The sequence below is a fragment of the Phascolarctobacterium succinatutens genome (assembly GCF_958453765.1).
GTDB classification, from domain to species: Bacteria; Bacillota; Negativicutes; order Acidaminococcales; family Acidaminococcaceae; genus Phascolarctobacterium_A; species Phascolarctobacterium_A succinatutens_B.
This window is the reverse complement of the sequence record NZ_CAUDZA010000043.1, coordinates 1-10,409: the sequence shown is the minus strand read 5'-3', so window position 1 is coordinate 10,409 and position 10,409 is coordinate 1. Positions and strand designations below refer to the sequence as shown.

Annotated in this window: 13 protein-coding genes; all 13 read right to left on the bottom strand. The window is 48.4% G+C overall.

Going from position 1 to position 10,409, the window contains the following annotated elements:
• On the bottom strand, positions 1-1,519 hold a 1,519-nt coding region (locus Q7Q81_RS10925), incomplete at its 3' end, for a phage tail protein (protein ID WP_304276104.1).
• Complete coding sequence (locus Q7Q81_RS10920; protein WP_304276101.1) at positions 1,519-1,977, bottom strand: C40 family peptidase; 459 nt, start codon at positions 1,975-1,977, stop codon at positions 1,519-1,521. The genes Q7Q81_RS10920 and Q7Q81_RS10925, both read right to left, overlap by 1 nt.
• On the bottom strand, positions 1,974-2,552 hold the full coding sequence (locus tag Q7Q81_RS10915; protein ID WP_304276098.1) for a baseplate hub domain-containing protein: 579 nt from the start codon (positions 2,550-2,552) through the stop codon (positions 1,974-1,976). The genes Q7Q81_RS10920 and Q7Q81_RS10915 overlap by 4 nt, the downstream gene beginning before the upstream one ends.
• Entirely contained in the window at positions 2,549-3,109 is a 561-nt protein-coding gene (locus tag Q7Q81_RS10910) for a DUF2460 domain-containing protein (protein ID WP_304276095.1), read from the bottom strand. The genes Q7Q81_RS10915 and Q7Q81_RS10910 overlap by 4 nt, the downstream gene beginning before the upstream one ends.
• A gap of 1 nt (position 3,110) precedes the next feature.
• Positions 3,111-6,431 carry a tape measure protein gene (locus Q7Q81_RS10905; protein ID WP_304276093.1) on the bottom strand — a complete coding sequence of 1,107 codons (3,321 nt, stop codon included), beginning with the start codon at positions 6,429-6,431 and terminating at the stop codon, positions 3,111-3,113.
• Positions 6,391-6,657, bottom strand: coding sequence for a hypothetical protein (locus tag Q7Q81_RS10900; protein WP_303711231.1), 267 nt, complete (start codon positions 6,655-6,657; stop codon positions 6,391-6,393). Before Q7Q81_RS10900 ends, Q7Q81_RS10905 begins: the two co-directional genes overlap by 41 nt.
• 110 nt (positions 6,658-6,767) lie before the next feature.
• The gene (locus Q7Q81_RS10895; RefSeq protein WP_304276090.1) at positions 6,768-7,148 is read right to left on the bottom strand and encodes a hypothetical protein; all 381 of its coding nucleotides are present in this window, start codon (positions 7,146-7,148) and stop codon (positions 6,768-6,770) included.
• Positions 7,149-7,205: 57 nt separating this feature from the next.
• On the bottom strand, positions 7,206-7,670 hold the full coding sequence (locus Q7Q81_RS10890) for a phage tail tube protein (RefSeq protein ID WP_293850693.1): 465 nt from the start codon (positions 7,668-7,670) through the stop codon (positions 7,206-7,208).
• Between the two features lie 14 nt (positions 7,671-7,684).
• Positions 7,685-8,107 (bottom strand): DUF3168 domain-containing protein, encoded by a 423-nt coding sequence (locus tag Q7Q81_RS10885; protein WP_303711228.1) that lies wholly within the window; start codon positions 8,105-8,107, stop codon positions 7,685-7,687.
• Positions 8,100-8,555: an HK97 gp10 family phage protein gene (locus Q7Q81_RS10880; RefSeq protein WP_304276087.1), complete on the bottom strand. Its 456-nt coding sequence runs from the start codon at positions 8,553-8,555 to the stop codon at positions 8,100-8,102. Before Q7Q81_RS10880 ends, Q7Q81_RS10885 begins: the two co-directional genes overlap by 8 nt.
• Position 8,556: 1 nt before the next feature.
• Positions 8,557-8,886 (bottom strand): head-tail adaptor protein, encoded by a 330-nt coding sequence (locus Q7Q81_RS10875; RefSeq protein WP_303706933.1) that lies wholly within the window; start codon positions 8,884-8,886, stop codon positions 8,557-8,559.
• Positions 8,880-9,191 carry a head-tail connector protein gene (locus Q7Q81_RS10870; RefSeq protein ID WP_293850707.1) on the bottom strand — a complete coding sequence of 104 codons (312 nt, stop codon included), beginning with the start codon at positions 9,189-9,191 and terminating at the stop codon, positions 8,880-8,882. The genes Q7Q81_RS10875 and Q7Q81_RS10870 overlap by 7 nt, the downstream gene beginning before the upstream one ends.
• A 2-nt stretch (positions 9,192-9,193) precedes the next feature.
• Positions 9,194-10,378, bottom strand: coding sequence for a phage major capsid protein (locus Q7Q81_RS10865; RefSeq protein WP_304276085.1), 1,185 nt, complete (start codon positions 10,376-10,378; stop codon positions 9,194-9,196).
• Positions 10,379-10,409 lie beyond the last annotated feature (31 nt).

Here is a 10,409-nt window from a genome sequence, read left to right as displayed (position 1 = left end):
CAGATGCATTGACTGCCGCCGCCAGAGAACCAAGACGGGCGCTGTTGGTTATTTTGCCGACTTCGCTGTAATGCTGGTTGTCATCACTTACCCAAACATTGCAGCCGCCCCAGTTCTTGCTTTTTCCTTTAGCACCTATCCACAACTCATTACCATTGCTGGTCAATTCCGTCGGCGGTTGGAATATTACCGGTATATCAACGTCTCCGGGTTCTGGCGAAAAATCAACAAAAGGGCGCTCTGTGTCATGCACGTCATATATAGCAGCGTCATAATCGCCGCCTGCTCTGGAAATGGCAGTAAAAGTTAAAAGTCCTTGAGCGTCTTCGGTGACGCTGTCGATAAGAGCCACCTGTTTGTTTAGGCCTATGGACGGATCTGTTAAGGTTACAAGGTCGCCAACCTCTAAGCGGCAGAATGCCCAATCCAATTTGAAGGTGTATTGGTTACGCTCGTATTTGTTCTTTCTCGCAAGCTCTTCAGCCAGGAATACAGCTCTTTTTTTGGTGTAAATGTATAAAGCTTTTGTTGTGGACGCTTGACGCAGACCATATTCTTTCAGGTCGTCGCTGTCCACGTAGCTGACGCTTTCCTTCTCGTAGCCATTTGCACGGTTGATGAATTCGACGGTAAAGCGATTGTAGATTTCGCTGCTGTCTTTCCTTGCATAGGTTACACAAGCTCCATTGCTTTGTGGCAGAAAGTCATCCGGAGTCAGGTCGTACATGATTGTCCTGTTTGGCTCCCAGTTGCCTATAGGCCTGTCAGCCAGCGGAACGATTTTAAACTGATCGTTGGACCAGAACATGAAGGCGTTGGTGATTGTCGCAATCTCATTGACGATTTCGCGGGCGGTTCTGGATTTGCTTTCATCCATCGGCGTGCTGATCAGCAGGTCAGCAGCAGCGCAATAGCGTTTGTAATTTTCAATACCGGAAATTTTTACATCGCCCATACCAATCTTGTTGAGGATATACAGAATATAATCAGCAGGGTTTACATCTACACCGTCACCGCCTTCAGTAAGCTTGCCTTTAACTTCAAAATTGAAATTTGGTAAGCTGGCATTGCTGCCAAGGTCTATAACGCCAGCCATATATGCAAGGCCTTTATAAGGCAGAGCCTTTTCAGGGTGTTTACCGACAACATACGGCCAAGGCTGTTGCTCATTTGTGCCATAATATAACGTCATGCCGATTTCATCACTAGGATAATTATAAATATCCTTGTTTTTCCACACTTTCCCCAGGCCTTTAATCGCGCCTTCGCAAAGTGCGAAGATGATGGCCACGGTATAGGTATAGGTGATGCTTACGGTTTTAGAGCCGCCGCCCTTACCGCTTCTTTGAGTCTCCTTGTGTTCGTGGGCAGTAAAGTCATCGTAATAAATAATGTTGCCGCTGGTGCGTGTTGTACCGATTATCTCCGGTACAGCAGAGCCGTATTCCGCTGTTGCTATTGTGAAGTCAGCTATTTTTTCGGCTCTGTTGACAACGGTTTTTCCCTTGAAAATGCTCATTATGCAGGTCCTCCCTGAAAGCGATAGATGCCACGCAGTCTGCTCCTGCCTTTGGCATCGTAAAAAACAACATCGTCGAAGCTCGACAGGATGACACCTTGTTCAAGCTGCGCATGGATTACGCAGCCATCGCCGATATATATGCCGGCATGACTACAGCAGCGGCCGTATTGATAAAGCAGAAAATCACCTTTTTGCGGTTCGCCTTCGATGCGCTTGCAGTATTTTTCAACATATTCCTTCATCCATTCGCGCCTGTTGTGCAAGTGGAATTCCGGAGAGTAGGGCGCTATTTTGATGGCGTCTTTTTTTATTACGCCAGCATCTTCCATAGCGCCGATGAGCAACATGCCACAGTCAACGCCTTTGCCTTTGACACGAGCGCCGTTTACATGTGGCGTTCCTAGCCACTCACGCGCCGCCAGAGCGATTTTTTCACCTTGTGGGGTATAACTCATAGCAGCACCTCTTTTCGTGGCACGTACGGGCAAATGAGGCTGCCAGCGTCGCCTTCTTCGTCGCTGGTAATTGTGCCGCCTGTGTTTGTGTATGTCCCTTGTGGGTAAAATCTTCTTATCGGAAATTCTTGCGAAAGGCCTTGTGCTTTGGATTTTACAGTAAGCTCCAGCTTTAGCCCTCCGGCTTTTTTGATTTCCACGTTGCCGGCAAAAAGGTCGATAACGCCTAAAATTACAGCGTCCTTGAAAAAACAGCGCCGCAAAAGCAGCTTTGCTTTGTCTAATACGCCATCATGTGCAGCTGCCATGATAGTTTTTCCGGCGATCTTGTCGGTTGAATTTGTGCTGAATGTGATGCTCATACTGTCAACAGTGACGCGGTCATTTAGCTTTACCTTCTGGCGCGTTATGAGAGGTCCGGGCTTGTATGTTTTGCCGTCATAGGTGACGTTGTAATCGGCTCCGGAAAAGTAATAGACGCTACCGGAAAACAAACGCAGCTCAAAGAGGTCGCAGGCCGTGAAATTTTTCACACCGTTAAGATGCTCTATAAGGTTTTGCGGTACGTTTTTCATCTTACCACCTCCAGCGTCAGGCTTGCTTTGTTGGCATCCTGGAATATCTTTTCAATCTCGAGGCCGTCATCAGCAAAGTGTACGCGCCAATAGTATGTGTAGTCAGCTGTAACGGTTCCTGCCGGCGTTGTTTTAAATTTAACTACGCCACCATCAATAGAGTAGGAAGAAGGGTTTTGCCTTATATCATCAACGTAAACAGCCACGTTCTCAATGTATTCTACCGGCTCGACGTGTTCGCCTAGCTTCATAGTGGCCTGATAGCGTGTACCATCCAGCGCCGCTAACGGCCGGCCTTTTTCCTGGTAGTCTTCCGGATCTAACCACAAAAAAGGCTCAAAGCCGCCTTTTACACTAGCAGCAAAGCCGTGCAGCTGACGCGCTTCTGCATCAGTCAAGCAGTTATAGCTTGCTGTTATTGTCCAGTTTGGGTAAAGCTGGTTGGTCAAGGTACGCATACGCCCGGACGCTGAGCGCTGGCTTGTAGTTTCCCATTTTTGGCTTTTTGTGCTTTCCCATGCGAAGCGTCTTAGGTCAGGGAATTTTTTTAAGACCATATTACCACGCTCCTTTATTGGTCAAGAAATTTCTTTCCGCGTCATAGGCGACCTGCTGAATTGCTTCTCTGCCGCCGTTGCGCTCTAAAAATTCCTGGAAGCTTTGAGCGTCCATTGTGGATATGTTCATAATTATGTTGATAGCTTTTTCTGCCAGGCTTTGACTGTCGCTGCTTTTAGCTGTGCTAACCCCAGCGCCGACATAAAGATTCGGACGCACAAGGCCGCCTGCGGCGTAGCCGGGGAAGTCGCCTGCGTTGAGCTTATCCAGGAAGGGGAGGCCTAAGCGGTTTACGGCCGCGGCCGTCAGAACATATTCTCCGTTAGACAACATTGCCGGAATACTGTCCGATGTGCCAGTTCCGGCTCCAACGATAGAGCCGCCGCCTGCAGCTTTTACTACGCCGCCTTTGGCAAAAAAGCCGAAGCCGAAGCCGCCGGAGGCACTGAGGGCGCTAAGTGCAATGCTGGCCGATGTTGCAGCTGTCGCCAGCGCCGTCAATGCTGCTGTGACTGCTGTTGTTGCTGCGCCCTCAGCCGGTTTAGTTGTTCCGGTAATAAGGCTTTGAATGCCATTGTAGGCACCCATAAGACTTGTACCTGTTCCTATTGCGCCATTAGCAGCACCAACACCAGCACCTAAGCCATTGACTGAGCCTGTTGCTGCATCCAACGCAGTTCCAAAGTTAGCCAGTTGGTCACCGCCAGCACCGTCACCGGAACCTCCGTTATTGCCGTTGCCAGGCATCAAGAAACTGAGAGCGCCTTGGGTGATGGACGCTGCCCAGCCTGCTGTTATCTGGTTGACGATATTGTCAAAAAGATTATTAAGCAGCTCTCCCATACCATCGACGAAAGATGTCTGCATGGTCAGCACGTCGCTGAAAAAGTTTTGGAAAGAATTCTGGCTCTCGGTTATTGCGTTGGTCATGCGCTCCTTGAAGCTCATGTGTGCTTCTGTAGTAGCGTCATAATAGGCCTGCATGGTTGTCTTGGCTTCGTTATATGCTGATATTCTGGCAAGGTTTTCCTTACTAAGTGCGCTTTTCAGGGCAGAGTAGGAGGCTGTAGCATAGGCCTTATCTATGTCGGCTTGAATGTCCTTGCATTGTGTGTAGTATTCAAGTCTTTCGTCCTGATACTTTTTGAATGCGGCCAGCTTTTCCTTTTCGGCTTCTTGCGTGAAGCTGATTTCCTGCTGCGCATTCAGCTCGTAAGCTACGCCGTATTCCTTTAGAGCTGCTATATAAGTATTTTTCTGCGCTTCGGTCATACCTGTGAAGTTCCTTTGCTGCTCTGCCCAACGATCAGAGATGGAATTCAGTGTCTTCGTATAATCTAAGCGCATTTGCTCCAGCTGTTTGGTACCTTCGGAGCTATAGAGAGCTATATCAGCTGTCTTGCTGTTTATACCAAGTTCGCGGGCTTTGTTTATAAGGTCGTCGCGTTCCTTGGCTTCTTCACGGAGAGCATCAAGCCGCTTTTGCGCGTAAAGCTCTGTGAGACGTTGCTTGTCCACCTCATAATTGCTGTTAAGAGCGCGGCTTTTTTCCAGGCTGTCGCTCTCTTCCTTATACCAGCGGTCAACCATATCACTTTTGGTCGAAAATGTTCTGTACCATTCATCAGCTATCTGCTTACTGGTGTTTGCTGCTTCATTCAGCAGGCTGTTGTCAGTTTTAGCACTAGCGCCTGCAATTTTAGGAACATTGGTTGCTCCTACAGGGGCTGTGTTTTTGAATTGCTCGTATTTTGGTATTTCCAGCTTTTTAGGAGCCTTAGGGGCCTTCTTCTCTTCGCCCTTGGCTTCGGAAAGTGCGTCGTCAGTCTCGAAAATTTTGGAGATAAGATTATTGAGCCAGCCGATTGCTGTAGTCACGAAGCTGGAAATGCGTTTGAGCGCGCTGGAGGCAAACTCAGGCAGCGCAGAATCAGCTAAATTCATGAAATCATCGGCGATTGAATTTAGAAATGTGTTTATACCGTTAGCAGCCCATTCGACTACCTGGAGCAGTAAATTCACAAGGTTAACGAAACCTGTAGCAAGTTTCATTAGTACTTCTGTGATGTAGCCAAATATCCACGCCCACACTTGAACAATTGCATATAAAAGCGTCAGAATAACGGTGAAGCACGGTTTCAGTATTGTAAGGACAGATTGGAATGTGCTGCCAAGTTGTTGAAAGCAAGATTTTACAGCATCAACATAACCTGTTACAGTCTGCATCTCTATGCCAAAAAAATCAAAAAAATCTGCGACTGTGACGCCGTTTCGCCATAGAGCATATAGTCCTGTTGCTATAGCTACTGCCGCCGCTATAAACGGTGCAGCAGCGCTTATGGCTGCTCCAAGAGGAGCCAAGAAGCCAAGCAGAGCCGTTGTTCCTAAAGCTATAGCTGGTATCGCTACGCCAACCAGAGCTGTTCCGATGCCAATTATCGCTATTTGAAATTCCGTTGGGATGGCAGTCCGAAAGGCTTCCGCTATGCCGCTGGTTTGTACAGCTTGAGCAAAATCATTCATCGTATTGCCGAGGCTCTCGAAGATACCTGTCACATTGAAATTTTCTGCAAGTCTCAAGCCAACTTGAGCTGCTGTCTGGTCTATGCCATCCATGAGAGTGGACCAGGTGCCTTGTATGGTGTGGCTCTGCTGTTCCATCATGCCACCGAATTTTTGATTCATGCCTTCTACAAGGGCATTGATACCGGTTGCAGCATCAACAGCGCCTTTACTTACCATGTCCATAACCTCAGGCACGCTTTTTCCGATTTTATCGGCGAGCATCTGCCATGCCGGAATGCCTGCCTCGGTCAGCTGCAGCATTTCATCCGACTGGATACGGCTTTTAGCGGCCATTTGGCCAAGAGCTAAAGTTACGCGGTCAATACCATCAGCGCCAAGGCCAACGCCGGCAGCTGCATCGCCTACAGCCGTAAGCGTTGGGATTACCTGTTCGGCAGTAAAGCCGAACGCTAAGAATTTTTGCGCAGCGCTGGTAACCTGGTTGAATTCGAAAGGTGTTGCCGCTGCGAAGCCCTGCAGCTCTTTTGTGAAGGCTGCTGCCTTCTGCGCACTGCCTAGCATATTAGTGAAGGCTGTTTGCACGTTCTGCAGCTTGCCGGCCGCTTCAACGGCCTTTACGCCTGCAGCAGCTATCGCAGCGCCAATACCGGCGATAGCAAGAGCCGCTCGGTTGGATACTCTTAGGAAATCGCTGCCAAACGCCGAGTGTATTTGCTTCTTTGTAGAATCGAGCTGTTTTTTTAGCTCTGACGTATCAGCGCCGATTTTTATCAAAAGCTGTGCTACTGTCGCCATCTGCTTTTACCTCCTTTCGTTGATTATAGAAATTCTTGAAAAACTCGTTGCGCTCGTTGACAATTTCAGCGCTTGTTTTGGGTGGCCTGAATGGTTCTAAGAGGTCTGCCGGTTTTATGGGCTTACTAGCAAAGCAATTCATTATGCGGCTCACCCAGTAAGCCGTTTCCTCGCGCCGATGTGCGTCGGCTTCTTTTAGTGCGTCAACCATAGCGCTGAATTCCATAAGATCTAACTCCATAAATTGCTTTGGGGTTAGGTGAAGCCTGCCGTAGGCTATAGGTTCAGCCCATGCAAGCCATTCAAAAATGCTAGGGCGCTTTGCTTCGCCCTGGCTTAGTTTTTTGCGTTTTCCTCTTTTTCCAAAGCTTCAGCTTTCGCTTCGGTAAGCTCTTCAGGGAAAAGCTGATAATAAACTTTTTTGCCAAGCGCGCCACTTGCTACAAGAGCTTTTGCTACAGGCATTTGAATTTCTTCAATTTCCACGCCTTCGTCAAGCAGCGTTTGCAGCTTCTTAGCAACTTTTTCCGGATTTTGCAGGCCATAATGACGCAGGCCAATGGAGAGCAGGACGCAAAGCGTGCCCATATTCAAATTTTGTTCCATGACGATTTCACCGACGCCCTTTTTCAAAACATTTTCTACCTGCATGATGCGGCTGACATCAAAGTAGATTTGTTGGCCAGGCGCAAAGAATTCAAAGTCAATTTTTTTCATGGTTTCCTCCTAAATTTTAGTTAAGGCCAGCGCCAAAGCGCCAGCCTTTGAAATTGATTAAGCGGCCGGTTGCTGTACGTCGCTGAGAGCGCCGTCACCTTTAATTGTGCCGCTAATGGTAGCTACATCGTCATGAGGTGTTTTCAGGCTGCATTCTGTTACAGCGCCCCAACCTGTAATATAGCTTTTATCAGGGTATTCAAATTTAATATGCACTCTCTTACCGGCCAAAAATGCCGCTTCAAGGAATTTTGCACCTGCATCACCAGCCAGGTAAACGCTTTCGAGGTCAATGGACCAGGAACGCAGGCCAGGGAGAGTTGTTTTCCAGCCGCCGCTAGTCTTGTGGCTGGCGTCAATTTCGTCAGCCTGGCGGGAGAGGTCGCCGGAGCGTTGGCCACCGAGCAGCGTCCAGGTCGGATTAGCTTCGGTTGCACCGGTGTTGAGATAAATAAGGTAATCCTTACCAGCTGTAGCATTTGTAGATGCGTTGGTAGGAGTAGCGAAGGTTACTTCAGACATTTTTATGCTCCTTTCTAAATATCGTCAGCGTTTGCGTTGGTGTTTTTTAAATGTACCTCATAGGTAATTGCTCCGTTATAGCCGTCGCCGTCCTCCGGGTAGGCTTCGTAGGTGTCAATTTTGGCGCGGTACATGGCAAAGCCGTCGGCAGATAGGTCCATGTAACCATCAGGGCTGCAAAGCAGGGATATAACCTGCTGCGCTATATGGTTAATTTCGTATCTGCCTTCGTATTCGCTCCAGATGTTGATTTGCATGTCAACTTTGTAATTGTCTTCTGTTTTAGTGCTCTGATCAGTTACAACAATGCTGCCAAGAGTTATATAAGGCGGGGTAGCTTCTAGTGGCACGAAGTCATAAACAGCTACGCCTTGCATTTTTTCTTTAAGCAATTTAATTAAAGCCTTTTGCAGAGCGTTATTTGGGAGTCTAAGCATTTTCAATCTCCTTTTTTAAATCAGCGATGATTCTGGGAGCTTCGTCTTCGAAGGCCGGCGCAAGGAACGGACGTGCCTTTCTTGCTGGAATACGAGCGCTTTTGGAATACACGGCCTTGCCGCCGATGTTCATTTTTAGCGCACGGATGCCAGCCTTTTTAGGCTTTGTGAAGAAGCCTTGCGCTCCATATTCAACAAGATGCGCGTAAGGCTGTTTAGCTCTTATGACACCTTCCAGCTTTGCCCGAGAAAAGCCGGAACGTAAAGAGCGCTTCAGTGTGCCGGAGCGTACAGCTACGCGTCTGGCAGCGCCGGTTCTTACGCGTTTTGTGCCATTCCTCAGAGCCTTTTCAACTCCCGTTCTGGTTTTTCCGTCAAATGCTTTGATTTGTTTAAGGCATTTTGTAAGTTCTTCATCACTTAATGTTGTTATGTAGCTGCGTGGCATGTTATTCTCCCGGATTCAGGCGCTTGGCCGTTATAAGGGTGCGCTCCCTGTATGTGTTGTCCGTGGATGTGACAGCGTATTCGTGGTTTTGCCAGAGTAAGCGCCATCCGCGGCCTACAGCATTGTCAGCAGGCGTTATTTCTACCACGATTTCCTCGCGGCTCATGGGAGCGCCTTGCGCCTGCTGTTCGCGGTACGCCGGGGGCTTTACCTGCGCCCAACGTGTTGCGTAGTTACTAAAGGCACGCTTTTGGCCGCCGTAGCCATCTGCTACGATGTCCGGGCGGCGTAAGGTAATGCGATGCGTGCGGTCGCTTGCTCCGTTTAACATATATAGTCACCTGAGCTTGTGATGTGAGCCAGTATTACCTTAAAGCTGTAGCCGATTTCAGCGGGCGTTTTGCCGCTGCCAAGCCATTCTGTGCCACGATGGTCATACCAATGTGATACAAGCATTTTAATGCCTAGTCTGGCAAGTTCGTCATCGATAATATCTTTTCCGTCAGCTGTTTTGGTTTTTCCGCTGGCAGAAATAAGGTATTGCTTTGCAGCTTTAATCATACCGGTAAGCAGTGTGTCCTCTATGTCACCGTCAAGGCGTAAGTAGAGCTTTACTTCTGCTAACAGTTCATCCATGATTAGCCTTTAGTTGCCGGAGTTTTAATAACTACCAGGCCATTATTATCAATAACTTTACCATCGGCCAGCATAACAGATTTGAAAATCTGGTCTTCGGTGTCGTTATCTTCGTATTGCTTCAGGCCCATTACGTAATTTGTGTTGATGGCGTAGTCCTGCATGTCAAAAATCAGAGCTACAGCAGTATTTACAGCGCTGTTAGCGTCGAGATTCGGCAGATAGTCGCAGCAGATTACCTTACGGCCCAAGATGTAGCGTTCCGGGGCATTGGCAGCGCCATAGTTCACCTTTGCGACAGGTTGGCCGTTGGTGTCGACCTGGCCAACAAAATTCATGAAGGTCTTTTTCGTCATGACATAGACAGCATTGTTTTCGTAAGCCAGCGGCAGAGCAGCTTCTGCTTTAACCACGTCTTCGTAGGTCAGCGCAAAGCCTTCAAGAACAACGGTTTGGCCTTCAGGAACATCCTCCTTCAGAATACCTTTCGGCTGTCCGGTTCCGTTGCCGTTGATAATCGCTTTTTCCAGCGCCTTAACCATTGCATCCGCAATGCCTTTGGCAAGAGACATCTCAAAGGCCGAGAGAGCCATTTGGTCGGTTTCCAAAGTGATGGACACAGCGCAACGCAATTTGTGATAAGCAAAGGTGATGCCTTCGACAGTCTTCTGCTGCTTGTCGGAGGTTGCACCCTCGGCTACCCAGGTAGCAACGGGCTTTACGGTGCTTTTTGGATAGGTTACGCCGCCGCGCAGATTGGTTTGAGTTACCAACGGCAAAATCATGCCAATAGCTTCCATTTCTTCGACAATGCGGTTCATGATGGTTGTAGGGATAACGGCACCGACATCGGTAGTGGTTGTATTTGCATTGCTGCGATATTCACCCGGCAGCTCTTTGGCGCCATTGGAGCACACATAACGCATAAACGCCATTCTGTAGGCCATGCTGTCGTACATATCTTCCTCTGAAGGAACATTGCCAGGGGTAGGCACCGGATTGCCTAAGCCAGGGTTCTTGTTCAGCTTATCGGCAATTCTGGCTCGCGCCACCAGCACCTCTTCCTGTTTGTTCAGTTCGTCAAGCTCCTTTTCCAGAGCATTGATTGCAGTAAGGTCTTTGGCAACTTCCAGCTTAGAGCGCAGGGCCTTCTTTTTTTCTAAGAGTTCTAAGAGTTCTTTATTCATGGTATCCTCCTTAAAATTTCAGTAAGATTTT

What these genes read in the sequence shown, in the direction of transcription:
- Q7Q81_RS10920 (WP_304276101.1), bottom strand. Translation starts at nt 1,977, where the DNA reads ATGAGTTATACCCCACAAGGTGAAAAAATCGCTCTGGCGGCGCGTGAG.
- Q7Q81_RS10915 (WP_304276098.1), bottom strand. Translation starts at nt 2,552, where the DNA reads ATGAAAAACGTACCGCAAAACCTTATAGAGCATCTTAACGGTGTGAAA.
- Q7Q81_RS10910 (WP_304276095.1), bottom strand. Translation starts at nt 3,109, where the DNA reads ATGGTCTTAAAAAAATTCCCTGACCTAAGACGCTTCGCATGGGAAAGC.
- Q7Q81_RS10905 (WP_304276093.1), bottom strand. Translation starts at nt 6,431, where the DNA reads ATGGCGACAGTAGCACAGCTTTTGATAAAAATCGGCGCTGATACGTCA.
- Q7Q81_RS10900 (WP_303711231.1), bottom strand. Translation starts at nt 6,657, where the DNA reads ATGGAATTCAGCGCTATGGTTGACGCACTAAAAGAAGCCGACGCACAT.
- Q7Q81_RS10895 (WP_304276090.1), bottom strand. Translation starts at nt 7,148, where the DNA reads ATGAAAAAAATTGACTTTGAATTCTTTGCGCCTGGCCAACAAATCTAC.
- Q7Q81_RS10890 (WP_293850693.1), bottom strand. Translation starts at nt 7,670, where the DNA reads ATGTCTGAAGTAACCTTCGCTACTCCTACCAACGCATCTACAAATGCT.
- Q7Q81_RS10885 (WP_303711228.1), bottom strand. Translation starts at nt 8,107, where the DNA reads ATGCTTAGACTCCCAAATAACGCTCTGCAAAAGGCTTTAATTAAATTG.
- Q7Q81_RS10880 (WP_304276087.1), bottom strand. Translation starts at nt 8,555, where the DNA reads ATGCCACGCAGCTACATAACAACATTAAGTGATGAAGAACTTACAAAA.
- Q7Q81_RS10875 (WP_303706933.1), bottom strand. Translation starts at nt 8,886, where the DNA reads ATGTTAAACGGAGCAAGCGACCGCACGCATCGCATTACCTTACGCCGC.
- Q7Q81_RS10870 (WP_293850707.1), bottom strand. Translation starts at nt 9,191, where the DNA reads ATGGATGAACTGTTAGCAGAAGTAAAGCTCTACTTACGCCTTGACGGT.
- Q7Q81_RS10865 (WP_304276085.1), bottom strand. Translation starts at nt 10,378, where the DNA reads ATGAATAAAGAACTCTTAGAACTCTTAGAAAAAAAGAAGGCCCTGCGC.